Source organism: Aquisalimonas sp., assembly GCF_007120195.1.
Classification (GTDB): domain Bacteria; phylum Pseudomonadota; class Gammaproteobacteria; order Nitrococcales; family Aquisalimonadaceae; genus Aquisalimonas.
This window is the reverse complement of sequence record NZ_SKOG01000204.1, coordinates 1-24,667: the sequence shown is the minus strand read 5'-3', so window position 1 is coordinate 24,667 and position 24,667 is coordinate 1. Positions and strand designations below refer to the sequence as shown.

General features: G+C 64.4%; 27 protein-coding genes and 3 pseudogenes. 15 read left to right on the top strand and 15 right to left on the bottom strand.

Annotation, left to right across the window (positions count from 1 at the left end; all coding sequences use genetic code 11):
- Positions 1-113 precede the first annotated feature (113 nt).
- A pseudogene (locus QZT63_RS14570) lies at positions 114-221 on the top strand (transposase domain-containing protein); the annotation flags it as partial.
- 435 nt (positions 222-656) lie between these two features.
- On the opposite strand, the gene QZT63_RS14565 reads toward QZT63_RS14570, so the two are convergent.
- A complete protein-coding gene (locus QZT63_RS14565) occupies positions 657-1,301 on the bottom strand; it encodes an NAD(P)H-binding protein (RefSeq protein ID WP_290652214.1) in 645 nt (214 codons plus the stop codon).
- 52 nt (positions 1,302-1,353) lie between these two features.
- Here QZT63_RS14565 and QZT63_RS14560 point away from each other — a divergent pair, with 52 nt between their 5' ends.
- From QZT63_RS14560 to QZT63_RS14545, 4 genes are all read left to right on the top strand, one after another.
- Positions 1,354-1,629 (top strand): transposase zinc-binding domain-containing protein, encoded by a 276-nt coding sequence (locus QZT63_RS14560; protein ID WP_290652216.1) that lies wholly within the window; start codon positions 1,354-1,356, stop codon positions 1,627-1,629.
- A 61-nt stretch (positions 1,630-1,690) separates the two neighbouring features.
- Positions 1,691-1,909: a transposase gene (locus QZT63_RS14555; protein WP_290652213.1), complete on the top strand. Its 219-nt coding sequence runs from the start codon at positions 1,691-1,693 to the stop codon at positions 1,907-1,909.
- A 62-nt stretch (positions 1,910-1,971) separates the two neighbouring features.
- The gene (locus QZT63_RS14550) at positions 1,972-2,238 is read left to right on the top strand and encodes a hypothetical protein (protein ID WP_290652212.1); all 267 of its coding nucleotides are present in this window, start codon (positions 1,972-1,974) and stop codon (positions 2,236-2,238) included.
- 359 nt (positions 2,239-2,597) lie between these two features.
- Positions 2,598-2,906, top strand: a complete 309-nt coding sequence (locus QZT63_RS14545) for a PAS domain-containing protein (RefSeq protein ID WP_290652211.1) — start codon at positions 2,598-2,600, stop codon at positions 2,904-2,906.
- 632 nt (positions 2,907-3,538) lie between these two features.
- Here QZT63_RS14545 and QZT63_RS14540 read toward each other — a convergent pair.
- The 4 genes from QZT63_RS14540 to QZT63_RS14525 form a co-directional block, all read right to left on the bottom strand.
- Positions 3,539-4,327 (bottom strand): TVP38/TMEM64 family protein, encoded by a 789-nt coding sequence (locus QZT63_RS14540; protein WP_290652210.1) that lies wholly within the window; start codon positions 4,325-4,327, stop codon positions 3,539-3,541.
- Positions 4,328-4,367: 40 nt separating this feature from the next.
- Positions 4,368-4,523 carry a hypothetical protein gene (locus QZT63_RS14535; protein ID WP_290652209.1) on the bottom strand — a complete coding sequence of 52 codons (156 nt, stop codon included), beginning with the start codon at positions 4,521-4,523 and terminating at the stop codon, positions 4,368-4,370.
- A gap of 247 nt (positions 4,524-4,770) precedes the next feature.
- Positions 4,771-5,196, bottom strand: coding sequence for a helix-turn-helix domain-containing protein (locus tag QZT63_RS14530; RefSeq protein ID WP_290652208.1), 426 nt, complete (start codon positions 5,194-5,196; stop codon positions 4,771-4,773).
- A 101-nt stretch (positions 5,197-5,297) separates the two neighbouring features.
- Positions 5,298-5,984: a helix-turn-helix domain-containing protein gene (locus QZT63_RS14525; protein WP_290652207.1), complete on the bottom strand. Its 687-nt coding sequence runs from the start codon at positions 5,982-5,984 to the stop codon at positions 5,298-5,300.
- Between the two features lie 318 nt (positions 5,985-6,302).
- Here QZT63_RS14525 and QZT63_RS14520 point away from each other — a divergent pair, with 318 nt between their 5' ends.
- The 8 genes from QZT63_RS14520 to QZT63_RS14485 all read left to right on the top strand — a co-directional run bounded on the left by QZT63_RS14520 (position 6,303) and on the right by QZT63_RS14485 (position 12,725).
- On the top strand, positions 6,303-6,944 hold the full coding sequence (locus tag QZT63_RS14520) for a DUF1326 domain-containing protein (protein WP_290652206.1): 642 nt from the start codon (positions 6,303-6,305) through the stop codon (positions 6,942-6,944).
- Positions 6,937-7,221: a nitrate/nitrite transporter NrtS gene (gene nrtS, locus QZT63_RS14515; RefSeq protein WP_290652205.1), complete on the top strand. Its 285-nt coding sequence runs from the start codon at positions 6,937-6,939 to the stop codon at positions 7,219-7,221. Before QZT63_RS14520 ends, nrtS begins: the two co-directional genes overlap by 8 nt.
- Positions 7,218-8,039 carry a DUF2182 domain-containing protein gene (locus QZT63_RS14510; protein ID WP_290652204.1) on the top strand — a complete coding sequence of 274 codons (822 nt, stop codon included), beginning with the start codon at positions 7,218-7,220 and terminating at the stop codon, positions 8,037-8,039. Before nrtS ends, QZT63_RS14510 begins: the two co-directional genes overlap by 4 nt.
- Before the next feature lie 266 nt (positions 8,040-8,305).
- The gene (locus tag QZT63_RS14505) at positions 8,306-9,019 is read left to right on the top strand and encodes a Plug domain-containing protein (RefSeq protein WP_290652203.1); all 714 of its coding nucleotides are present in this window, start codon (positions 8,306-8,308) and stop codon (positions 9,017-9,019) included.
- Positions 8,998-9,411 (top strand): hypothetical protein, encoded by a 414-nt coding sequence (locus tag QZT63_RS14500; RefSeq protein WP_290652202.1) that lies wholly within the window; start codon positions 8,998-9,000, stop codon positions 9,409-9,411. Before QZT63_RS14505 ends, QZT63_RS14500 begins: the two co-directional genes overlap by 22 nt.
- The gene (locus QZT63_RS14495) at positions 9,360-10,607 is read left to right on the top strand and encodes an exo-alpha-sialidase (protein ID WP_290652201.1); all 1,248 of its coding nucleotides are present in this window, start codon (positions 9,360-9,362) and stop codon (positions 10,605-10,607) included. The genes QZT63_RS14500 and QZT63_RS14495 overlap by 52 nt, the downstream gene beginning before the upstream one ends.
- A gap of 259 nt (positions 10,608-10,866) precedes the next feature.
- Complete coding sequence (locus tag QZT63_RS14490) at positions 10,867-11,022, top strand: hypothetical protein (protein ID WP_290652200.1); 156 nt, start codon at positions 10,867-10,869, stop codon at positions 11,020-11,022.
- A 653-nt stretch (positions 11,023-11,675) separates the two neighbouring features.
- Positions 11,676-12,725 (top strand): alpha/beta fold hydrolase, encoded by a 1,050-nt coding sequence (locus tag QZT63_RS14485; RefSeq protein ID WP_290652199.1) that lies wholly within the window; start codon positions 11,676-11,678, stop codon positions 12,723-12,725.
- Between the two features lie 121 nt (positions 12,726-12,846).
- On the opposite strand, the gene QZT63_RS14480 is transcribed toward QZT63_RS14485, so the two are convergent.
- Both QZT63_RS14480 and QZT63_RS14475 read right to left on the bottom strand, forming a co-directional pair.
- Entirely contained in the window at positions 12,847-13,416 is a 570-nt protein-coding gene (locus QZT63_RS14480) for a peroxidase-related enzyme (RefSeq protein ID WP_290652198.1), read from the bottom strand.
- The gene (locus QZT63_RS14475; RefSeq protein WP_290652217.1) at positions 13,413-13,580 is read right to left on the bottom strand and encodes a hypothetical protein; all 168 of its coding nucleotides are present in this window, start codon (positions 13,578-13,580) and stop codon (positions 13,413-13,415) included. Before QZT63_RS14475 ends, QZT63_RS14480 begins: the two co-directional genes overlap by 4 nt.
- A gap of 142 nt (positions 13,581-13,722) precedes the next feature.
- Here QZT63_RS14475 and QZT63_RS14470 point away from each other — a divergent pair.
- Positions 13,723-14,053: pseudogene (locus QZT63_RS14470) on the top strand (IS91 family transposase); the annotation flags it as partial.
- A 623-nt stretch (positions 14,054-14,676) separates the two neighbouring features.
- Here QZT63_RS14470 and QZT63_RS14465 read toward each other — a convergent pair.
- The 3 genes and pseudogenes from QZT63_RS14465 to QZT63_RS14455 all read right to left on the bottom strand — a co-directional run.
- On the bottom strand, positions 14,677-15,285 hold the full coding sequence (locus tag QZT63_RS14465) for a PEP-CTERM sorting domain-containing protein (RefSeq protein WP_290652197.1): 609 nt from the start codon (positions 15,283-15,285) through the stop codon (positions 14,677-14,679).
- Between the two features lie 474 nt (positions 15,286-15,759).
- Entirely contained in the window at positions 15,760-17,343 is a 1,584-nt protein-coding gene (locus QZT63_RS14460; protein ID WP_290652196.1) for a hypothetical protein, read from the bottom strand.
- 448 nt (positions 17,344-17,791) lie between these two features.
- Positions 17,792-18,237 (bottom strand): annotated as a pseudogene (locus QZT63_RS14455) (transposase); the annotation flags it as partial.
- Between the two features lie 1,087 nt (positions 18,238-19,324).
- Between QZT63_RS14455 and QZT63_RS14450 the strand changes: the two are divergent.
- Complete coding sequence (locus QZT63_RS14450; protein WP_290652195.1) at positions 19,325-20,539, top strand: ABC transporter substrate-binding protein; 1,215 nt, start codon at positions 19,325-19,327, stop codon at positions 20,537-20,539.
- A 50-nt stretch (positions 20,540-20,589) separates the two neighbouring features.
- Here the strand turns inward: QZT63_RS14450 and QZT63_RS14445 are convergent, their stop codons facing one another.
- The 5 genes from QZT63_RS14445 to QZT63_RS14425 form a co-directional block, all read right to left on the bottom strand.
- Positions 20,590-21,570: a branched-chain amino acid ABC transporter permease gene (locus QZT63_RS14445; RefSeq protein ID WP_290652194.1), complete on the bottom strand. Its 981-nt coding sequence runs from the start codon at positions 21,568-21,570 to the stop codon at positions 20,590-20,592.
- Positions 21,570-22,439: a branched-chain amino acid ABC transporter permease gene (locus QZT63_RS14440; protein ID WP_290652193.1), complete on the bottom strand. Its 870-nt coding sequence runs from the start codon at positions 22,437-22,439 to the stop codon at positions 21,570-21,572. Before QZT63_RS14440 ends, QZT63_RS14445 begins: the two co-directional genes overlap by 1 nt.
- Before the next feature lie 5 nt (positions 22,440-22,444).
- Positions 22,445-23,149 (bottom strand): ABC transporter ATP-binding protein, encoded by a 705-nt coding sequence (locus tag QZT63_RS14435; protein ID WP_290652192.1) that lies wholly within the window; start codon positions 23,147-23,149, stop codon positions 22,445-22,447.
- Positions 23,146-23,925, bottom strand: a complete 780-nt coding sequence (locus QZT63_RS14430; protein ID WP_290652191.1) for an ABC transporter ATP-binding protein — start codon at positions 23,923-23,925, stop codon at positions 23,146-23,148. Before QZT63_RS14430 ends, QZT63_RS14435 begins: the two co-directional genes overlap by 4 nt.
- Positions 23,926-24,142: 217 nt before the next feature.
- On the bottom strand, positions 24,143-24,292 hold the full coding sequence (locus QZT63_RS14425) for a PLP-dependent transferase (RefSeq protein ID WP_290652215.1): 150 nt from the start codon (positions 24,290-24,292) through the stop codon (positions 24,143-24,145).
- Positions 24,293-24,667: the final 375 nt, after the last annotated feature.

The window sequence follows — 24,667 nt, the reverse complement described above, 5'->3', positions numbered from 1 at the left end:
GCACAAGGCTATGCCGAATGGAGCCCGAGGCTACGCTCGCCTAACTCGCCGAAAAAGGGCGCAAAGGAGGCCTGTCTGCAGAACCGTTCGGCATAGTTTGGCGGACGGCATAAACGGCCAAGGCGAACGGCCTCGAGCTCTATCATTACCTACTCGACGTGTTAAAGAATCTGCCGGCGGCCGAGTGCGAGGATGGTGTCATCGCACTGCTACCGTGGAACCGGGAACAGAGCCTACCGGCTACCGAGCCCGCCAGCCAGGTGCGGTTGGTGGAGCGCTTACGGCGATCCCTACGCCCAATCTGCACCGGAGTACAAGCACGACCAGCGGGTGTCCTGGTCAAGCGCCCCGCCAAGCGGCTCCTGACCCCGCCATTGCCGCTATCCGGAAAACACGCCCTCGGCCAACCGGAAAACCCGTCTCCGACACCCCCCGCAGGCCGATTTCGCCCGCCCGGGCGGCCTGCGCTGTTCACGAGGGGCTTCCGTTGAAACTTGACGATACTCTGGGGCGTAGGGATATTGCGGTGAAGGCGGCTTCATTTCCTATCCCTTACTGAAATGTTTGTGCGCCAATCGGTTGAGTAGCCGGAGGTGATAGCCAAAGGCGTTATCGCGGTTTTTCTGCGTCTATAGACCCCCATAAATTTGATCTTTTCAGGAATAGCTCAGCATAGGGCTATGACATTTCAACTGTGAATCTGTCAAGGCATCGACCATATAACGCCCCAGATCTTCCCGACTGATCCCACTGGGTTTCGGGGGTTGGTAGGAACCTTTCAGAGTGCCTTTGGCAGGCGTATTAACCAATACGGGAGGCCGCACAACAGTGTAGTCCATACCGGATCTAACCAATTGCTGATAGGCTCTTTCGCTCGATTCGAGCACATTACGGGCGGTCAACTTCATGATCGTGCGAATGATTTTTCGGCTAAAATCGGGAGCATCGCGCTCGTCTATTACAGCGGCACCCAGAAGCCAAACGAAGCGTTTCACGCCTGCCTCTTTGGCTGCACTCAAGACGACTCTGGCCGCCCGATTCGGCAAGTCCGGATGACCACCTTTGACTGGACCTGCCGCGAAGATAAACCCCTCGCAACCCTCCAGTGCTTTGGCAACGTCAACATCATTCAACAAATCCCCCTTCACCAGGTGCAGCTTACTGGCATGATCGCGACACAGATCCGGATCTACTTTATCTGGGTTACGAACCAGAGCGTTTACCTCATAGCCTTTGTCAAGCGCAGCCCGCAGCACCTGTAAACCTGTCTGACCTGAACCACCAAAAACCGCAATTTTCATAACGCTTTCCTGTTTGTTGCGCATGCAAATATAATAGGGTTCGAGGACAGAACTGCAAACATCAAAGAGTGTAAATGTAGTATTTGCCCGCGCCCGCTGTGGCGACTGCGGCGATGATTGTGTGATCGCCTTCTCCTGCAATGGCCGGCGTGACTGCCCCGCGTGCAACCCGCGGCGCATGGCCGAGACGGCGGCGCATCGGGCCGCTCACCTCCTGCCCCGCGTGCCGGTACGCCCGTGGGTGCTCTCCGTACCCAAGCGGCTACGCTATCCACTCCAGCACGACCGCGAAGCCCTCAACGGCACCTTGCGCATGGTCCTGCAATGAGCTCGCGCAACACCGGCGTGTTTACAGCCCCGGGGCCGCTCCAACGGCATGAACCGGGGCGGTGGCCTGCATCCACCGGTTCGGTGCCTCACTGAACGCGCACACCCACTTCTCTGCCGTCGTCATCGACGGCGTCTTCGAGCCCGACTCGCAGCAGGGTGTCCGGTTCATCGCAGCGGAGGCACGCGATGCGGACACCTTGCGGGAGGTGCAAACGCAGGTGCGCCGTCGCCTCTTGCGGGCATTCGTGCGCCGTGGGCGCATCGACGCGCAGACCTGATCGACCACCGCCTCAAACCGGGTCGGGATGGGCGCACCCCGATCATCCGCTCGCCGCTGTAATTGAGCGGCCGCATCCGCCGCACTGCTCCCGCCGCCCAGGCCGCATCGCCATCGGTACGACGGCGTGCTCGCCCCGAACTCGCCCCTACGCCCAGCGCTCACCGCCCTGGCGCCGAGGCCGAAGCCGGGTTCCTGTTCGACGCCGAGGACGGCCGGATTCCTCGTGCCAACGCGTCGGCCGCGGCCGCCCTGGGCTACAACAGCCGCAATCTAATCGACATGAAGGTGAGTGATCTGCATCCCTTCGAGATGGGCGCGTTCGGCTGATTTGTCGTGCGTGTGCGGGACCATGGCTGTGCGACGGACGAACACCTGACCTGCCGCACCCGCGATGGGCAGTTCCTGCCCGTCACAATCAGCGCGCGGGAGTTGACCATCGATGGGCGTCACAGCGTGCTGGCGCTGGCCCGCCTCAGCGTCGACACCAGCCTGGTGGAAGGCCCGCAGCGGCCGCAGCTTTCCTTCGCGATGCGGAGCGGCAGCGGGAGCTGGCGCGGACCCGGTTCCTGCTCCATCACGCCCCTGTACATCTCCTCGGGATCAGCCAGCAACGGGTGCATTCATTATGCCAACCAGCCCTTCGCGTCCGCCCTCGGCAGAAGAGGCTGCGAGAGCATCGAGCACGGTTGCGCCTGGACGTGGACGCCGACCTCGACGTGGACATGTTCCTGCGTCAGGTGGAGACATTTCGGCGCGAACGTCGCATGCAGCCCGAATGCCGGATGATCCGATATGACGGCACGCCGTTTCCGGTCTCGGTGACGATGCAACGCCTGCATGACGGCGAGCGGGAGATCATCGCGGGCTTCTCCCGGGACATCACCGAAGAGACGCAGGCGCGCGAGGAAGCCAGACGCCATCTCAGCGAACTGGCTCGCGTCTCCTGTCAATCGGCAATCGGCAATCGGCAATCGGCGAGATGGCTGCATCCATAGCCCACGGGATCGACCAGCCACCGCCATGCTGACCTGGGTACACTCCTGCCTGCGCCTTCTGGACCGACCGGACGTTGATCCGGACCGACTGCGGCGGGGCTTGAAGGTCACGCTGGGCAGCGCGGAGCGGATCGAGGCCATCGTTGGTCGCCTGCGCCTTCTTTGGCGACACCGAGTGTGCCGCGGAAGTCCACGTCCCCCTCGGCGCGCACGGTGGCATCCCGTAACCGCAGTTCCAGTGCCCGTGGCCACGGCCTTCAGGGTCACCCCGGCACAGGCCGACAGCGCCTCCAGCAGCATATCGCCAGAGCACACTGCCATGTCGTCGCCACCGGCGCCCGGGGTGGAGCCCCGTGGTCAGCTTGCCGCGGGCGGTGTCGAGACTGCAGGTCACGCCCTCACCGGCCCGCGACTCCGCTGCGAGGGTCAACCGAGCCGCCTGCGGTTGCGCGCGATAGCGATCTTTCAACGGTGCCTGGAGTTGTTGCCGTTGCTCCTTGTCCATCATGCCTCCTCCGTATCCGGGGCGACGGCACGGCCACCGCGCTTGCACCACGTCAGGGGCAAGCCGGTGGGGCCGCAACCGGCACCGGGTCCGCTTTCCGAGCCCGGGGGCGAGCAGAAAACCGGAATCACTCCGGTGCTTTCCCCGGCTGTCGCGCCTGATCATGCGCGGCAACCCCGATCCGCCGGGTCTCGAGCCAGCGGGGCAGAACGAGCAGCGCGGCCAGCACGACGACGCCCGCCACGGCGTACCAGACATGCCCCGCCGTCAGATTGGTTCCGGCGGCGACGTAGAGGGCGGTCATCGGAATCATGCCCAGCCCCGTGGCCAGCAAAAATGCACCCTGCCCCATGGCGGTAAGCCCCGCACCGTAGCTGACCAGAGCGAAGGACACCACCGGCACCAGCCTGGCGCCGAAAACCACCCAGAACAGGGTGCGATCGCTGCATTCCCGACAGAAGTTGATATGCCCGCCGACCAGCCGCTCGACCACGGGGCGCCCCAACAAACGGGCAATCCAGAAGCTGGCCCAGGCGCCAACCAGGGCACCGGCCATGGCGTAGACGACGCCCAGCATTGGGCCGTACAGCATGCCGGCACTCACGGTAATGGGCACGGTTGGTATCGGCCCGATTATGACAGCAAGGACCATGGTCGCCATCAATGCGACGGGCCCCAGCCAGCCAAGCTCCGCCGCCCACTGGTGCAGTGCCTCGCCTTCAAGCAGGCCGGCCTGCCACAGCCAGCCGGCCAGGCCACCGAGAACCAGCAACGGCACCAGGGTGAGCAGCAGCCGTGTCGGCCATGACAGCGCCTCCGCCGTCGGGGTCGACGGGCCCGCCGCACCGCTTGCCGGCGCGCAGGCCTCGGTCGCATTCTGCCGCTCAGTCGAACTTCGGGAAGTATTCCGGTGCATTCAGGGTCCAGTCGTAGTCGGTCAAGCGAATCCGCGACGTCTACGCCATGGCCTCGCGGGTGTCCGCGGAGACAAATTGCCCAATCCAGGCGCGCGGGTCGTCCGCTTCCTCGAGGCAGTCATCCTCGTACCATTCGAACAGTTGCGACAGGCGCCGCGTATCGCCATCGATATGCATGGGCCGGGGTGTGCGCATGGCCCGCGCTGGGTTTGCAGGCGCCTCATGGCGTCCTGGTCGTCCACGGCCTCGCGATACCGAAAGGCGGTAACCAGACCGTTGCCCTCCAGGTCCTTCTCCACCCGGTGGTCAGTCAGGATTTCCTGGTAGGGCCCGAACAACTCATCCAGTTCAACTGCCTGTAACGGCATGCATGCGGTTACCGCGAAGAATAAGCCGACGACCAGTGCGCCGAGTGCACGTCTGCTGTTACACCACGTCGTGATCACCTGCGCAGCCGCATGTCACGCGTTTGTCCTGATTCGCACTGTAATAAGCCATGTGGTGGTTGCGCTATCAGGGAAAACCGAACTAGCCCTGCCACTCGACGACGCGAAATCCACAATGGGGCGAACCACCCGAGTCCGGTTATCGGGCCGTAGCCCTCGAACTTACCGATCCAGCGCTGATAGGTTTCCTGAACGGGTACGGGGTTGAGGTAGGGCAGCTTCTCCCGCTCGCGCCAGATCGTCACCACCAGGTTGGCGCCCTTGAGTTGCGCCAGGTGTTTGGTGATCGCCTGGCGTGAAATATCCGCCTGCCTGCATCGCTCGCCCAGCGTCTGGCCGTTCTCCCCATGCAGGCGATCCGGGAGGTGACGGCGACGGCGATCCGCAAGCGCCTTGAAAACCTTGTCTGGATCCGAAACCATGGACTTATTCTGCAACCAGAAAGTTGCTTTTCAGGCGAATGGGCATCATAGGGTTTAGCGTCATGTACGGGGAAATCCGCGCAATCGCCAAGGGCTGTCGATCACACAGCAGGCCGCTGTCGCGGAATATCCGCCAGCAGATTCAGCTGCAACCAGGAGGGAAACGCCTCGCAGAGTCGGCCTGGGCCGTGCAGTTTGATCGAGCCGTCGCGGATTGCCCGGTTTAGAGGGATATCGCCGTACCACACCCAAGTCATAATCCGGCTGTTGGTGATGACGAACAGATCAACCTCGAAACCAGGGACGGTGATGCACAGCTCCACACCAGCGTTGTCGCCGACGATCCAACGCAGTTTCTTGAGCGCTGGCTGGTCGGTGAACTCGAACTGAATCACGGTCCGCCTGTTCGGCATTCTGTCGAGATGCATCCGCCGGTGCATGTCCCACATCACAAGGTCGGGATCGGCCCTGTCTTCGCTGAGCGTCGCCGGCAGCCAGCGCTTACTCCATACCGCCAGGCTTTCGATGGTTGGCGCCAGCCGCATCCCGGACTCGGTCAGCACGTACTCAGTATGCCCTCCGGTACGCTGGCGCTCGATGATGCCGGCCTTCTCCAGCGTCCGCAGCCTGGTCGACAACAAAGAGGGCGACATGCGCGGCACACCGCGATGAATCGCGTTGAAGCGGCGCGCGCCCAGGATCAGCTCGCGCAGGACGAGCGGCGTCCAGCGTTCCCCTACGATCTCTAACGCCAGGGCGAGCGGGCAGAACTGACCATACCCCTTCATGCAGAATGCCTGCTGACATGTTGCACCGATCCCACCTCCAAAAGAGTTTTGCAGCACATGCCTGGCGAGGCAAGTCAAGGGAGACCTGGGACATTTCGAAAGACGCCGATCCGGTCTCGCGCAAGCAACGCCGTCGTGGATGCGTCGGATCCCTGCCAGGCGGGCACCAACAAGCCATCTACTACAGTTTTTTGAGTTGTTTACGCCGTCAGGTGTTGCAAGGATTTTCCTGCATGCCGGGAATCGGTCATGCAGGCACCCCGCTCTGCAGGAGCGGCTCAACATCACCGTTGCAACAAACGACTCTGGGAGGCAGACATGCCCAACATCGATTGGAGAATTGAAGCGCAGGACTTCACGACGTGCAACTGCGACTTCAGCTGCCCATGCCAGTTCAATGCCCGGCCAACCCACGGTCACTGCCGGGCTGCGGTGGGGTTTCACATTGAGAAGGGTTACTGGGATACCACGCCACTGGACGGTGTGACCTTCGTCGGCCTGTTTGCCTGGCCGGGCGCCATCCATGAAGGACGCGGCGAGGCTCATCTAATCGTTGACGCGGCGACCACGGAGGCGCAGCGTCGCGCCGTCATCGCGTTGTTCAGGGGCGAGGAGACCGAGCCCGGGGCGACGATCTTCAACGTGTTCAGCAACACCATCGATACGTACTACGAGCCGATTGTGCGGCCGATCGAAGTCGAAGCGGACATCGACGAAAGGACCGGTCGGATCTCCGTACCAGGCATTGTTCAGGGAACCGGTGAACCGATCCGCAACCCGGTGACCGGTGCCCCGCACCGCGCCCGTGTGACGCTGCCCCACGGCTTCGAGTACCACGAGGCCGAATACGCCAGCTCCACGGTCACGACCCAGGAGGCGCTCATTCCGCTCGAATGGACGCAGGGCCATGCCCATCTCGCGCGGGTCGCCTGGACGCCGCAAGGTGTCATCCATGGCTAACAGGCATGGGTTTGTGGCACTGCGCCAGGCGCTGGCACCGGCCTGCCTGCGACGCTCGCTGGTGGTCGCCCTGGTTATCGGCACGGTGTTGACCGCGATCAATCAGGGCGACCGCCTGCTCGCAGATGGCGAGCTGAACGTGTTCAAGTTGGTGCTGACCTACGTGGTGCCATTCTGTGTCGCCACCTACGGCGCATGTTCCATGGCGCGGCACACAGCGCATGCCCCGGCGCATCCCGCATTGGAGGACGAACCAGCCCACCGGAGGCCGCAATGACGCCTGCCGGCAACTCCGTGGAAAGGCTGCTGCGCCGGGAGCGCGCAATCGCGCTCTCGTTGCTGGTCGGGGTGATCATGGCGAGCTGGGGCTATCTCCTCGCTGGCGCCGGCATGGGCATGTCGGCATTCGAGATGACGCAGCTCATCTATGTGGACAGGCCAATGGCCGGCATGGCCATGGAGCCGGTACTGTGGTCGCCGGGCTACGCCGTCATCATGTTCTTCATGTGGTGGGTCATGATGATCGCGATGATGCTGCCAAGCGCCATCCCCATGATCCTGTTGTTCGCCACGGTCAACCGACAGCGTCGCGCGAGTGCCGGCCCCATTGTATCGACCACGCTGTTCACGGCGAGCTACCTCATGTGCTGGGCGGGTTTCAGCCTCGCGGCGACGGTGCTGCACTGGGCCATCAACGATGTCGGCCTGCTGGCGCCGGGCATGGTAGTGACCAGCCAGCTGCTTGGCGCAGGCATCCTGCTCGCCGCCGGGCTCTATCAACTCACCCCCCTGAAGAAGGCTTGCCTGCGGCACTGCCGAATGCCGGCCCTGTACCTGGCAACCCATTGGCGGCCGGGCACCAGCGGAGCCTGGCTGCTGGGACTGCGCCACGGTGCCTATTGCCTGGGTTGCTGCTGGGTGTTGATGCTGCTGCTCTTCTTCGGTGGTGTCATGAACCTTGTCTGGATCACCGGACTGGCGCTCTATGTCCTGCTGGAGAAGACCCTGCCCGCGGGCCACTGGCTGGACTACGGCCTGTCGGTTGCGCTGACAACCGCTGGCGGCTGGCTTTTCCTGCAGGGGACTTTGCTTTAGTCCATCCAGGAGAGCCACAGCCTTGCCGGGGCTCCCGGATCAACTGATTCGGGCAGCGCTCGAGGGCGCAACGGATAACAAGACCCGAGACCCGAGACCCGAAACTACTTGGGCCCCGGCGCACGGCTCAGCTGACCAACCCATATGTCAGCGGCACTGCGGCTGAAGTGTACCAATAGTGCCCAAGGAACACTGGAGATCAGGCATGGCCTTGCAGCAACCCGGGCCCTTTGGGGTCGTGGGCATGCTTGCCGTGATGCTGTCCGGTGCAAGCGCACGGTGGGGATGCCGTTCGTCTCGATCCGTTGACCGTCACCAGCCGGTTGCCGGCGAGTACGCTTCCCATAGCCGAGGAGACGGCGGCTGAGCTGGAGCGCGTCCCCGGTGGAGTCTCGCTGGTGGATCTCGACACGGTGCGCGAGGGTCGCACTGCGAACCTGGAAGACGCCTTCGGCACCACGCCGGGCGTATACGCGCGCAGCCGCTTCGGTCAGGACGAAACGCGCCTGTCCATCCGCGGCTCCGGGCCCACGCAGACCTTCAACAACCGCGGTATCCGGTTGCTGCGCGACGGTCTACCCGTCACCGAAGCGGACGGCAACACGCGCAACCAGCTCATGGACCCGCTCACCGTCGACCACATCGCCGTCTACCGGGGCGCCAACGCCATGGGGTACGGCGCGGCAACCCTCGGCGGCGCCATCAACATGGTCTCGCCCACGGGCTACGGCAGCGATCCGCTCACCCTGCGGGCGGAGACCGGCAGCTTCGGCTACCAGCGCCTGCAGACGCAACCCTGGGCGAGCGCACGAATGCGGTGGGTACGGTCACCGGCTCCTGGCAGGATGGTTTTCGTGACGACAGCCGCCAGCAGGCGCTCCGCGGCTACGGCAACGTGGGGTTCCAGCACGACGATCGCAGCCAGACGCGGCTGCACGTGGAAGCCCAGGACCACCAGGTGGAACTGCCCGGTTCCCTGACCCGGGACCAGCTCCGCGGCGACCGCCGCCAGGCCAATGCGCAGTTCGAGAATGCCAGCGCCGCCAGGGACCTGCGGCTCGGACGCGTCACCGCCCATTACCAGCGCCTGTTCCGGGAGGCCGGTCGCCTGGACCTGGGCGCCTTCGTGCAGGACCTGCGCATGGAGCACCCCACGCCCGTCTTCGACCTGGAGTCCAGCCGCCAGGACGCAGGTGTTAGCGCCCGCCACGTGATCGAGAGCGGCGCCAACCGCTTCACCTGGGGCACCCTGGCGGTGATGGGGGGCAGCGGTCGGAGGACCGCGACGACGACAGCCGCGAGCGCTCGTGGGCGAGCACCGTGGAACTGTTTGCGGACAACCACTACGCCGTCACCGACGCCACCACCCTGATCGCCAGCGCGCGGGTGGATCTGCGCGCCCGCCATGCCAACGGCGCCTACGCGGGTCCGGTGATCGAGGGGACCAGCGGCTACCCGGTGGACTTCGCCAACAATGAAGACGCCGACAGCTTCGTGATCTGGGGTGTGGGCGCGGGCTACCGGAGCCCAGAAGGCTGGCGGGTCTTTCTGGATGGCCGCAACCTGGGCGATCGCACCTACGCGGCCAACACCGGCGTGGTGGATTCCGCAGACGCCAACAGCGCCGTGTACAACCCGGGCGCCCCGCGCTCGGTCTACCGCGTCCACCGTAGCAACGACCTGCGCATCGCCGCCGACGGCGAACGCCTGCTGGTGGTCTGGCAGACCACCGGCGGCGGCTTCGCCGGCAGCGGTCCCATGGTCATGGCCCGCTCGGACGACGGTGGCGCCCACTGGGAGCCGGCGGCGACGCCGGTGCAAGGTGACGACACGGAGAGTCACGGCTTCTTTGCCCTGTCGCGGGCGCCGGACGGCCGCTTCCACCTGGCCTGGCTGGACAGCCGCGCGGGCCAGCAGGGCGTGCACCACGCGTTTACTAATGACACCGGCCGCTCCTGGTCGGCGGTGAGCACCGCCCAGCCAGCCACCTGCGAGTGCTGCTGGAACAGCCTCGCGCACCTGGATGGTGAGGCGGTGCTGCTCTACCGCGACATTGATCCCAGGGACATGGCCGTCGCCTCCACCGCCAATGGCGCCCACGGCTGCAGCGGGCGCGAGCGTGTGGGCCGCTTCGACTGGGACGTCGACGGTTGCCCCCACGTGGGCGGGGGGCTTGCGGTCAGCACCGACAACGCCCTCCACGCGCTGGTGTGGACGGGCGCGGACAATCACATGGGCGTCCACCACCTGAAGCGGCACGATCAGGGGGCGTGGTCTGAGCCCGAGCGGCTCGGACACCCGAGCGCCCGCGCCGTCGACCTGGTCGCCACTGCGGATGGCGGGCTGCTCGCTGCCTGGGATCACGGCTCGGCGGATCGGACCGTGCACGTGGCGCGATACCAGGACGGGCGTTGGGGTACGCCCAGGGCGCTGGGGGAGTCGAAACGCCGCCCCGGCTTCCCGCTGCTCACCGCGACGGCGGAGGCCGCGCAGGTGTTCTGGACGGAACGGGGCGAGGACGGAAATCGAACCTGGCGGTTCACCTCGATCCCACTGATAGCCGAATGAACGCCTCCGCTGCGCTACCGGCGCCGCCCGCGCCCGACGCGGGCCACGCGGCCGCGTTCCAGGGTGATCACGCGGGTAAACTGCCTGGTACCGGACTCGTACAGCCGCTCCTTGCGAACCGGCGCGGTGTGGCGGCAGCCGGCATCCTCAAACTCATACCCACCTACTCCTCATAGTGGGGACAGTCGGCGCTTGGCCAAGGCAGCCGGCGCGGCGTGTGGTTTCGTGATGACCGTGGTGCCCGGACGCGGCTGATATCATGGCTGACTGCATTGAAAAACTGCTTGCGGCCCTATGCCGGCATTATCCTGGGCGGGTTATGCTTCGCTTGGCTGCTGTGGTTCTCACTGACGCAGGGCGGGGGCTCGCCCCGGATGGCCTGCTGACCATGATTGCGGAGCTCGCCGAGAAGTAGGTCGTCTATTAGCACCACGGTCTCCAGCGCTGAGTGGCCGCCATGGGCATGGGCGTGCTCTGCAATTGGTTTATCAGACTGATGCCGGTCATGAACCAGGCCACCCACATCAACCCCCCAGATTGGCCAGGGGGAAACTCACCGCCGCGAACGGTTCCGCACAGACCGTCTCCTCGCCCACCAAGCGATGGGTCCCCGCTCCTGCCCGGCATACGCATCCTATTAGGATGTCCCCTCAAGCAGCGCCACTGCCAGTGGCCTGTCATATCAGATCGGGGCCATCGTGCGGGCATAGCGCCAGGCCTGCCCAGCGCCGCCGACCACCGGGCCGAGCGGTGCGCCAACAGGCTTTGCCGCCCTCGAGCCAGCCCCCGCGCAACAGGATCGCGGGGCGGGAGTTGCGGTTGGGGACAGTTTCGACATACATGGAAACTTACACAGCGACGAATAAGCGCGATGTCATTACATACGCAGTGCATGACATGGGAAGATTTCCAAACACGCTGCTCCCCAGACCCGCTGGCCTATCAGGGCCTTGGGTTGGAATTCGCTGGGCATCTGGGGAGGAACTTCGGCCTCGGTTATGGATCTTTGCAGGGAAGGCGTACGAGCGACGCGGTGCGCAGGTGTAAAGCGCATTTTGGGGGAAATTGATGAAGAAGTCATGGTGGCGTCGGCGCTGGCTCTGGATCGCCTTGGTTGCCCCGGTGATCATCTGGTTGCTGAGCGTCACTGTCTGGACCTGGTGGGCAGAGGAGCACCCGAGCCAGGAGCGGGAGCTGCGCGTTCAGTTGCATGAGCTGCTCCAGGAGCAGTTTCCGGAGCAGATGCGTCTGCCGGACCACCGTCTGGGGTTCATCCCGCGCGGCGGGGAGGGCCGTGGTGACCGTCATCCGGACGTGATCCTGATCCACGGCCTGGATGAACCCGGCGACATTTGGGACGACATGGCACCCGCCCTCCGGGAGGAAGGCATGGAGCCATGGGAGTTCCGCTATCCCAACGACCACGCAATTGATCGCAGCGTGGACCTGCTGGCCGAGCGCTGGGCCGAACTGCCCGGGGAACAACCGGTGGTGCTGGTGGGCCACAGCATGGGTGGGCTGGTGATCCGGGATTTCGTCTCCCGGGTGCGCCATCCGGTGGAGGGGGAGCCCGCAGTGGAAGGCCCGCCGGTGCGCGGGACCATTCTCCTGGGCACGCCCAATCACGGCTCCGAGCTGGCACGCCTGCGGGTCTGGCTGGGCCTGCGGGAGCTCGTCGCCCAAACCCAGGAAGAGGACTTCAGCCCGTTCGCGCCCCTGCGCAGCGGGACCGGTGCGGCCAAGATCGATCTGCGCCCCGGCAGCCAGTTCCTGACCAAACTCAATGAGCGGCCCTGGCCGGAGGGGATACCCCTGAGGCTGATCGGCGGCATGCTCGGCGAGCCCGACCCGGACCTGCTGGATGCCGTGGGCGGGATCGCCGCGGAACTGGGTACGCAAGAGATGCCCCGGCAGTTTGAGCACTGGTGGCGGAAATTGGGCGAAGGAGTGGGGGATGGCGTGGTGCCGGTATCGTCCCTGAGCCTGGCAGACGCCCCGCCTCCGACCCTGGTGCCGGCGTCGCATCGCGGCATGCTGGTACGCTCGTCTTCGGACGAGGAACGCCCTCCGGCCATCCCGCATGTGCTGGATATTCTGGCGGAGTGGGAACATCCATGAGGCCCCGGCATTGCGAGGCCGCAGGCCTTAGGCAATCTCCGGGCCCGGAGACTGCCGCCTTGCTGCGCGTCTCGCAGTGACGCTGTTCCTCACCCGTTCCTGCGTGGCACAGCGGGACTTTTCAACGCCCCATGCTGTAGAACTCCAAGTTGGGTTGCATGGAGGCCATGTTGGCCAGGCGGTTGCTCATGGCGAAGAACGCGGCCACGGCGCCGATGTCCCAGATGTCGTCATCGCTGAAACCGTGCTCGCGCAGGGCCCGGAAATCGGCTTCCTCGATCTCTGCGGAATGCAGGGCGACTTTCATGGCGTAATCCAGCATGGCCCGCTGGCGCGGTGTGATGTCCGCCTTGCGGTGGTTGATGGCCACCTGGTCCGCGAGCAGCGGGTCTTTGGCGCGAATGCGCAGGATGGCGCCGTGGGACACCACGCAGTAAAGGCACTGATTGGCGGCAGATGTGGCCACCACGATCATCTCCCGCTCCGCCTTGGTTAGACCGCTGTCCGACTCCATGAGCGCATCGTGGTAGGCCATGAAGGCCCGGCATTGGTCCGGCCGGTGGGCCTGCGCTAGGAACACGTTGGGCACGAAGCCGGTTTTCTCCTGCAGCGCCAGGACGTGCCCGCGGATGTCCTCGGGAAGGTCGTCCACGTTCACCACGGGGAACCGGCTGATGGGCTGTTTCCTCATAGGCTTACTCCTTGTGGAGGGGTTGGGCGGCGGGCCTGCTCCGGGTCACCCAGGCGCTCCATGATTTCATCCACCGCCCGCTGCATCTGCACGTCCCGGTCAGTGACTTCGTCGTCCGGGCGCTGCTCCACGAGCAGGTCCGGCTGTGTACCATGGTGCTCCATATCGCTGCCCTCCGGAAGGTACCAGCCGCGGGAAGGGGAGTCGCCTCTTGCGGGCATTCGTGCGCCGTGGGCGCATCGACGCGCAGACCTGATCGACCACCTCCCCAAACCGGGTCGGGAGGGGCGCACCCAGAGCATCCGCTCGCCGCTGGAGTTGATCGGCCGCATCCGCCGCACTGGCCCCGCCGCCCAGACAACATCGCCATTGGTACGACGGCGTGCTCGCCCCGAACTCGCCCCAACGCCCAGCGCTCACCGCCCTGGCGCCCGAGGCCGTGGTCCCGGCACCGGCATCGAATCCGGCGGTGGAGACAGCAGCGGAGACTCCGCCCGAGACGATCCGGCGGTCCCCCGCCCGCTACCTCTGGGTCAGGCTGCTCGCGCGCATCGACGAGGCGTCTCCCCTGACGGGCCCGCAGTGCGGGGCCGAGAGGCCGATCATTGCCTTCATCACCGAGGCGATGCCTGTGCGCGCCACCGCTGGAGTCCATCGGGGAAACCGCCAACCCGCCCCGTATCCCCCAAACGCGGGGACCGCGGGAATGGCCTGAGCGGGGCGTTTGCCAGTGCCGGGAATGCCCTGGCGAGAGCATCCAAATCCGCCGGTGGGGTGGCCGCAGCGTCCATGTCATCGGGCGCCACGCCGGGCTGCTGCCAGTGGTAGCCGGCGAGGCCAGCCAGCAGCAGTGCAACCACAAAGGCAGCGAGCGCTGCTGGACGCCAACCGGACAAGGCATGCCTCCAGGCAACCATTATCCATACCCGTCGTTTTGCCTGTGCTCTACCAGTGGTACCAGACACGCGTGATGTTGCAGTAAGCCCGGGGGTCTTGCGGCGGCGGCTTCAGCGGGCTATCGCCCCAACGGTGCAGCTTGCCCCGGCGGCAGCCCGGGAGGTCTCGTGCCAGACGTTTACGACCAAGCGCACCGTCACCCGTCGCGTAAGCAGTCGTTGAGCTGCCCGGTGCCGGCGGGGACGGCGTGCCTGAACGCCTCGAACGCGCGCTCCCACCAACGCAGCCTTGTACGCCGGAACTTGGCGAGCAATGGGCAGACCCGCAAATTCCCGAATGGGGACGACGCGTCACCCGTGCGAGCTACCCGTTACTTGTGCGCCGGCGATAGACGACGCCAATAAGGCCCAACAGGCCGGACCCGAGCAGGGCCAACGTCGCCGGATTGGGCACCTCGGCGATCACATCGACATTCGTGACGTCTCCAAAGCTATCGTCACCTGCACTGTCTGTATAAAGCACGTTGAGACCGAGAATGTCGAGCAAACTGCCGTTCCCTGCAATGTCTGTAGAAAGCACGTCGCGGCCGATACTGTCGGGCAAACTGCCGTTCCCTGCGAGATAATCCATGCCTTCGAAGAGGCCATGGGAAAATATCACAGCCGGATACTCTGGAAAGTCGCCATCATCCTCCATGGTGAACGCATCCCCCGCAATCGTGATGTCGAAGCTCAGCAGCTCACCGTTTTCTGAACCATCCGGCGTAAAGGTTTCGGTACCCACCCTGGTGAAGGCGTCCCCGTCAATGGAGAATGTGCCAGAAAATGCATTGCCAATCAGGGGGCCTTCGTCAAAGTCAATATCAAAGCCGTAAACGATCGGTACGGCGTGAGCCACCTGTGAGGCGCCAATGCCCAATGCCATCCCGAGGGCCATCGCCAAAGAAAGCCCTGTGCCCGTTGACTTTTTCATGGACTTCTCCACTTTGGTTTCCAGTGCCGTCAACCCGACGAATTTATCAGGAAGACCAGAATCAGCTCGGCGTGACCCTCCGAAGCTCCGTACAAGCAATGATGCAAGGACAAAAACCGTACAAAGGAAAGATCGCGCGTCGGGTAAGACGCTACCGCCGTTCCGGCAGTCGTTCAACAACTTCGGACCGGGAGCGCCCATTGGGATGGGGACGCGATGTTCTACGGGAGCGTCTTCGCGCGTAATGGCGGCGAGCCCACCTTCGTGATGATGACGACCCCCAGAGGGGAGACGCTCACTTTTTTTTGGGGAAGGAAGAACTCCCGGCCCAGGTCGTTCCGGATCGGTGAGAGCGAGTTCCGAGAATCGACCGCATTCCTTTCTTCGCTCCGTCCTATTGCGTGCGCCGGCCGCGGTTAGCCTCCTCACAGCGTCCGTCGCGCGAGCGCTACCGACAGGCTGCCGAAGAGGCGGTCACTGCGCCCGAAAGGAGGCTTCCACCGTGACCGTTTCCATCCCGTCCAGGCCTCCCGCTGCCGAGAAAGCCAACTCCCCCGCGAGTTCGTTCTCCGAGGAGCCGGTAATCGTGAGCGTGCCGCTTTCGCTGAAGAAGAATCCGCCCCCTTCGGTGAGGAACACCACGCCCCAGAACCCGGCGGATTCGAGCAAGACTGACTGAAAGCCCACGACGGGATAGCTTCCGGGAGATGGCCGTCCCGCCTCGCCGCGGTTGAGGCTAATACCGTCGGGGCCGAGCGCGCCCAGGGTTAGGCCGAATCCACCCTCTTCCTCTGAGGAGCCGAACGAGGCCACGCCTTCGAGGACGGTAGTCACCGCGCCGGTGATCTCTGCGCGGAAGGTGCCGGGGCTGAGACCCTGCGCAGGTGATCCGCCGTTGGGCTCATCGCGCTCGACGGTCGTGCCGTTGGGCTCATCGCGCTCGACGGTCGTTAGAGGCACGCCAAATACACCGCTGATTACGGTGACCTCATTGCCTGTCGGCTCGGCGGTCTCCTGGTGGTAACCGACACCGACGAATTCGAATGTTCCCGCCACTCGAGTGGCCGAGACGTCCGTTACGGTGATCTGCCCGATGTCATGACTCAGGAACGACTCCTGGGCGGTCGGTGAAGCGACGTACCAGCCGCCTACTCCGATGAACTCGAAGGGTGGATCCGCCAGTTCGACCTCACCCACCTCGAGCGGGACGATGAGTCCGAGGTGGGCGCCGTTCGCCTCGAGACCGCCGAATGCGTAGGCGTTCACGGGAGCAAGATCGATTTCGGCTGGAAACACGGTTACGGCACAGAACTCCTCCCCGTCCACTTGGGCCACAAGGGTAGCCTCTCCCCCTGGTTCACAGGTTGCCGGCACTCCTGGGCCTTCGCCCGGATCTTCGGGGGCCGCCGGCAAGGGCGCGTTGCCGATATACGCAAGCACGAAATCCTCGAAGCCCACCGATTCGCGGGCCAAGGCCTCGGCGAAGCGTTCCAACAGCCCGTCGTGAGGATCGCCCGAAACGGCCTCGAACTCATGGGAAAACACGTCAAACCCGGCGGGCAGCCTGTAGCCTGCGCCGATCAGGTCAGTGAGGAACTCCTCGTTGGCGTTCTGCACGGCGGCGGCCAAGCCGGTAGGCCTCGGCGCATCGGAGTGAAACAGATCATCCACATTGGTGACGCCGGAATTAACCACAGCGGCGCGCGCCACGACCAGCGTCGTGAACGGCGTAATGTTGGTTCGACCGCCGCTGCCGGCGAAGCTATAGAGGGTTACATCGGGCACTCCACCGGACGCCCGTATGATGCAAGGCAGGGCTTCCTCCGGCACGTCAACGCTCCACAGCCCTGTCGTATTGGTCGAGGTTCCAAAGTCACCGCCATTGCAGCGCAGGCTCACGGTTGCGCCGGCCACAGGCTCACCGACGGCCGCCACCCCATGCAGGGATTCAGCAATGCCTTCGATGCCGCCATCGTTGCTCGATGACCCAAAGCACGCGGTCAGCAATGCGAGCAGCGGCAATGCGAGCACTGACAGAAGGTTCTTGTGCTTGTTCATTGAGTTCCTCTCCAGACGCAGACCAGGCCCTATCGAATTCAGGGCAGAATTGCCAGTCGGAGACCGTCGCAGTGCACGTGTTCAGTAGTGCGGCGGCAGCAAGTGCAGCCTTGGACGATTCGCGCAGAACGCGATTGGCCGCCAAGCTGTGCCTTCTTGAGTATAGGAGTGTCTAGGAAGGATAACCCGCCCTTCTTGTCCGCCGCCGAAGTGCCTCAGATCAGCGTTCCGGCACCAAATTCCACTTCGGTAGCGGGGTCGCGGGTGCGCTTGTCTCCACACGCCGGCAATGAGGCCAGTCGCCAGCGTTGCCGCGCCGCTGGCGTCGCGCGGCCCGGTTTAAGGAATCGTTGGAGACTCCGGTCCGTTGAACACTCCGTGCTGGGGCGTGCCCGACATGGCGATCGCCTTGGGCCTCTGGCTCGGCAGCGTTCGCATTGAGGTCGGTGAGAATCTTCTCGATCACCGCGGGATCCTCGATAAACGCGATTATCCGCACCGCCCCGCCGCAAATTCGGCAAGTCTCGATGTCGATACCCAAAACCCGCCTCAGACCTTGCGCCCAAGTCAGTGCGGCGCGAGGGTTCGGCTGGTGTCGGCTCCTGCGGATCCGCCCTGGTGCCCGGCTGACCCCCTGTCCCGCTTGGCCAGTGTGACGCGCGATCGCTGTTAGCTGGTGGGCGCGAATACTCCATGGAAGCGGGTCAGGTTGACACGGGGTTTGGGCACCAGGGCTGCCAGGCGGGCGATGAAGTCGAGGGGTTTGAAGATGACGTGGCTCGTGGCGTCGCGGTAAGGCGTCATTAAGCTGGTCGCGGACGTTGCCGTTCCAAGTGAGTCCAGGCGGTTTGCCGTGATTGCTCGTCGGCTGGTGTACCGGCACAGCCGTTCGAGTAAACCAGTTTGCGGCACCGGGTTTCTGAACCCCTATCCAGTGCCCTCCCCCTGGATCATGGTGGATCAGGCAGTCTCGCAATCCTTGAGAGGCGGTTCGTTTCGGCGGCTGGCAGTCTCTTCTCATCGGTGTCGACACATGGCTCTGCTTCAACGCTAACCTAGATTGACCCACCGTTAGCCAACAAATCGGACCCACCACGGCCTTCGGTGCGATCGGCGCTAACGCAACTGCCCCTCCTGTTTTACCCGGTGCTGGCCGCCGCAGTGCGAGCCGCTACAGCACACTGCCGATGATCTCCGCGATGATGATCGGTGGCCGTGATGATGCAAGCGCGTCAGTGCCAATGCTGCGGCGGGGTGTTTCGGCCGCGGGCGCAAGATCCCACCCCGAGCTACTGCTCCGAGGCGAGCTGCCAGCGGGCGCGCAAGCGCCGCTGGCAGCGGCGTAAGCGCTGCGAGGATGCCGACTATCGGGCCAACGAGCGCGCGGCGCAGCGGCGGTGGGTGGAGTCGCACCCGCGCGGTACTGGCGGTGTGGCGAGCACGACGCCCGGCGCCGCGGTGGCGGCGCAGCGGGGCGCGCATTGGTGCTTAAAAAAGGGCACGCGTCACAGGGAACAACCTCTTTGTGATCAGCGCTGTAGCGAGTGGATGAGGGGCGCGGGCGGTGCTAGCAAAGAGTCTTCGCGCCGGGTCGCCGACGCGCTGTCGCGCAGCAAACAGGTGGCACAATGAAGCGGCGCGCGAGGGGCGAGGCCATTTCTTCGCCGGTATGCGAGCACCCGTCAAAGAGGATAAAACGAGCCAGCTGGACCCTTTAACCAAGCATGGGACTGCGCGTCTCGGCCACGGTGGGGCCTTTCTCTCTGTCGGCTTGAGCGAGGGAGCCTGTTTGCGACGGCTGTCGTGTGCCAGCACTGCCCGGCACAGAAAACCGGGGGTGTCGCTGGTTTGCAGCACCCCAGGTGCGGCAGTATTCTCATTGGATGACGCACCTTGCCGACAGGCCGCACAACGACACCGAGACCTGACACACTATTACTGAGACGGTCAGTCAGTTCGCACCAACTTGAGGAGAAGACGCATGAACCACATCGCTCGGACAATCGGGTTGGGAATGGCGCTGTCGCTGGGTATTACGTCTCAGGCGATGGCAGATAATCTGCGCCTGGGTGCCCTGGTCCCCCTCACCGGAGATCTGCAGGCCTATGGCGAGACGACCCGGAACGGCATCCAGCTCGCGGTCGATGAGATCAATGCCGCCGGTGGCGTGCTAGGTGAGCCGATCGAGGTCTCTACTGGCGATACCCAGACGAGCCCGCAGGCCGGGGTGGATGCCGCGCAGCGGCTTGCCACCGTGGCCGGTGTCCACGCATTCGTCGGCGCCCTCTCCAGCGGTGTCACCATTCCGGTCGCCCAGAGCGTGAGCCGGCAGGAGGGCGTGCCGCAGATCAGCGGCGCATCCACCTCCCCGGTCATTACGACCCTGGACGACGACGATTACCTGTTCCGCACCGTGCCGTCGGACGCCTTCCAGGGCATTGCGCTTGCGGAGATCGCCCGCGAGGCGGACTACGAGAGCCTTTCGGTTCTCTACATCAACAACGACTACGGCGTTGGGCTGGCCGAGGCGTTCGAGGCGGCGTTTACCGAGCGCGGTGGCACGGTGAGCCAGATGGCAGCCTACGAGCCGGGGCAGGCCTCCTATCGTGGCGAGCTACGGCGGGTCAGCCGTGGAGACACGCAAGGCCTGGTACTGATCGGCTACCCCGAGAATGGCCGTACGATTCTGCGACAGGCCGTGGAAGGCGGCATGTTCGAGAACTTCGTGTTCACGGATGGACTGCGGGCGCCGGATCTTATCGATGCGATCGGGCCGGAATTCTTGAATGGCACCATCGGTTCCTCCCCGCAGGCGATGGAGGATCTGCCTGGTGCCCAGCATTTCCGTGCAGCGTACGCCGAGGCATACGGCGAGGTGCCGCCCCAGCCGTTCATGGATACCGCCTACGATGCCGTGTACCTGATCGCGCTTGCCGCGCAGCAAGCCGGCAGCCTGGATCGGGATGCCATCCGCGACAACCTCCGCTCCGTCGCCAATCCGCCCGGCGAGGAAGTCTATCCCGGTGAGTGGGAGAAGGCCCTGGAGCTACTCGCAAACGGCGAGGAGATCAACTATGAAGGCGCCTCCGGCAGCGTCGACCTGGACGAGCATGGCGACGTGCCCGGCACCTTTGCGCACTGGCACATCGAGGACGGCGAGATCCGCGACGTGCGGGTGTTCGCACCGGAAGAATAGTCCCGTATCGGTTCCTGATGGCTTCGGCCCCGCGGCCTGGGGCGGAGCCATCACTGCTGTCGAGCCCTCTCCCGCCTGGTCGTGGCAATGGCCTGCGGCGCTCGCTCCGGCAGCAACCCTTCCGGTCGCGCGATCAGGATCACCTGCAGCAACACGCCAATGAGGATGACGCGCAGCGGCCCGGCATAGCCGCCGTAGCCTTCCGGCAGGCTGGCGCTCATCACAAACTCGCTACCCGACCAGATGGTCCAGATCACCACGGCACCGACCAGGGCGCCCAGGTTGTTGCCGCTGCCTCCGGCGATGAGCATGACCCAGACCAGGAAGGTCCCGTAGAGCGGCAGGAACGCCTCGGGGCTCAGGAACCCGAAGTAGTGGGCGTACAGGGCCCCGCCCAGCCCCATGATCGCCGATCCCACCACGAACGCTTCCAGGCGGAAGCGACCGATGTTCTTGCCGGCGGCTTCCGTCGCCGGCTCGTTCTCGCGAATGGCCCGCAGGACGCGCCCCCAGGGGGATTGCCGCGCTCGCTCCACCAGGAAATAGACACCGGCAAGAAAGGCGGCGACCACGATCAGCGACCCCATGGCGGAACTCAGGCCGAGGGCCTGAAAGAAATCACTGAAAGGCCGATCGATACCGGACATGCCGCGCACGCCGTTGGTCAGCCAGCTCTCGTTTGCGATGATGAGCCGCAGGGTCTCGGCGATGCCGATCGTGGCGATGGCCAGATAGTCTGTGCGCAGCCGTGCGGTAATCCAGCCGATGAGAAGGCCCACCAGCGCCGAGACGATCACCGCTCCCAGTACGCCGACCAGAAATGGCTGGCCGAATCCGCCCAGATGCCACGGGCTTTCCGGCGTGGTCAGGATGGCACTGGTATAGGCGCCAACGGCAAAGAAGCCAGCGATACCGATATTGAACTGCCCGGTGAAGCCCCATTGCATATTGAGGCCCAGGGCGAGAATGCCGTAGATGCCCACGAAGGTGAAAAACGAGACCAGGTACGCCGCAATGCCGGAGAGTTCCATTACCACGCCCCCTTGAATATGCCGTGCGGGCGGGCGATGAGTACCGCCACCATGATGAGAAAGGCCACCGCCGGTTTGTAGGACGGCTCCAGAAACAGAGTCGAGATCTCCATGGCGAGCCCGATGAGCATGCCCCCGGCGATGGCGCCGTAGGGTCGCCCGATGCCGCCGACGATGGCCGCGGCGAACACGGGCAGAAGAATGTTCCAGCCCATGGTGGGTGTCAGCCGTGAATCCAGTCCCAGGAGCACCCCGGCGCCGGCGGCCAGGGCGCCGCCGAGCAGCCACGTGATCATGATGATCCTCTCGGCCGGAATTCCCGTGATCAGGGCGAGATCCATGTTATCGGACATGGCGCGCATGGCCTTACCGACGCGCGTGCGCGTGAGAAACAAGTGCAGCAGCGTGACGATGATCAGCGCCGCCAGGAAAATCCAGACATGGTTGGGGATGATCGCCAGTTCCCACACCAGCCACGGTCGCTGGATGCCGCCCGGGAAACTGAACACGTGTGGTCCCCAGATGATCTGCACGAAGCTGCGGAGAATCAGGCCGATGCCGAACGAGGAGATCAACAGGATCACCGGCTGTCTCCGGCGAATGCGCTTGTAGACCGTCTGGTCGATAAGCACGGCGATGATGGCCGCGCCGGCCATGCCCGCGGGCAACGCGAACCAGAAGGGCGCGTTGGTCATCATCAGGAAGCCCAGCCCGGTGTAGGCGCCGACAGTGATCAGGTCGCCGTGGGCGAAATGGGCGAAGCGCAGAATCCCGAAGATCATGGACACACCGATGGCGCCCAGCGTCAGGATGCTGCCGAGCACGATGCCGTAGATGCTCAGCTGCAGGAGCTCGACGAGGATATACACGCCGGTCAGCCCCCCAGAAACATCTCGGCCACCTCACGATTCGCCAGCAGGTTCGCACCGGTGTCCTCGAACCGGTTGGCCCCCGTGGCGAGCACGTAGCCGCGGTCGGCGATGGCAAGCGCCTGTTTGGCGTTCTGCTCCACCATGACCACACCTATGCCGAGGTTTCGGATCCCCCGGATGCGCTCGAAGGTCTCGTCGATGAGTTTCGGGGACAACCCTGCCGTGGGCTCGTCGAGCATGAGCAGTTTCGGATCGATCATGAGCGCTCGCCCAATGGCGACCATCTGCCGTTCGCCGCCGGACATGAGTCCCGCTTCCTGCCGACGACGCTCGCGCAGGCGTGGAAACACGGAGAACACCTTCTCCAGGCGCGGCCGGATGTTGCCGCGCAGCGCGTAGGCACCCATCTCCAGGTTTTCCTGCACGGTGAGCGACGGGAAGATGTTGTACTCCTGGGGAACGTAGGCGATCCCGCGACTGACCATCTGCTCGGGGCGCGTGTTGGTGATGGGCTTGCCCTGGTACAGGACCTCCCCCTCCCGGACGTGCAACAGGCCGAAGACCGCCTTCATCAGCGTCGACTTGCCTGCACCGTTGGCACCGACGATGACGACGATTTCGTCGTTGTCGACCCGGATACTGGCGCCATGGAGAATGTCGGCCCCGCCGTAGCCGCCATGGATGTTGTTCGCTTCCAGCAGCCTCATTGCGCCTGACCCATCCTGGCTCCGCCACCCCCGAAGTAAGCCTCGCGGACCTCTTCGTTCGCGCGGATTTCCGACATGGGGCCCGAGGCAATCAGCGCGCCGTTAGTCATGACGTATACCGGATCACAGAGCCTGGCGATCAGATCCATGTCATGCTCGATCAGACAGAACGTATACCCGCGCTCCCGATTGAGCCGCTGAATCGCCTCGGAGATATGAGCGAGCAGCGTCCGGTTGACGCCGGCGCCAGGCTCGTCGAGCAGCACCGCACGGGCATCCGTCATCATGGTCCGCCCGAGGTCCAGGAGCTTTTTCTGGCCGCCGGAGAGGTTGGCCGCACGCTCGTCTGCGAGGTGGTCAATGGAGAGAAAATCCAGAACGTCGTCCACCTTCTCCCGGATGTCGCGCTCCTGCCTGCGCACCCGCCGCCAAAGGAACCAGCTCTGCAGCAGATTCTCGCCCGCTTGCCCCGGCGGGACTACCATGAGGTTTTCACGGACAGTCATGCGCGCCAGCTCGTGCGGGATCTGGAAGGTGCGCACCAGCCCCAGGTGAAACAGCTCATAGGGCCGGCGTCCGGTGATGTCCTTGCCGTCGAGGTAGATACGACCGCGGTCAGGACGGAGCAGCCCGGCGACGATGTTGAACAGCGTGCTCTTGCCGGCTCCGTTGGGACCGATCAGACCCGTGATGCTGCCGGGTGCAACCTCCAGGGAGACGTCGCGCACCGCTTGCAGGCCACCGAAGGCCTTGGAGACACGTTCGATTCTGATCACGCGCCCACCCTCTCGCGTGGGATTTATCTGAGAGAAATTTGGTGGATTGTACTGACCCACCCCGCCAGTGCAATCCGGGGCCGGCTTCAGGGACAGAGCAACCAAGCGCCAGCACAGGGGCGTGCTCGCGCTCGGCCGGGCGGGAGCTTGGGATCAGGCGGCGCGCCGGAGCCCGCGTCCGGACGCCTGCCTCCGTGCTCGGTCACGCCACTTGCACTCACGACCCCGCTGCCACCAGCGCCTTGTCGATATCGGCCAGTATGTCATCGATGTGCTCCAGGCCCACGGACAGGCGCACCATGTCGCGGGTCGCACCGGGCCGCTCCCGTTCCTCAGTGAGATTACGTCGAGGAGACGTAACCCGAATTCGGCTATTCGGAGCTATGGGCGAGCGTACCTATCTGTTTTTCTGAGTATCGACCTTCAAAGGTTGGCACTACAAGCGCAAATGACCGTTCGGCGCGCTACAATAATAGATAATAAACAGCAAGTTACCGCACCGCAACAAGGCGAAATTGGAAGAATTCAGCGTCGAATAGCGGAAGTCGGGCTAGGTCTGCCCATTACCCACATTTGGGGCTGAACAAACGCGTAATCGCTCGCTACTGTGCCCGGTATGCAGGCACAGAGCCAGATCAAGCGGACGTTGAGCGAACCGGCGAGCATCGCGCGCGTGCACGCGCTGATGCGCGAGGCCCCCGAGGCGCACCGCACCGCACTGGCCGATGGCGTGTGTGCCGAG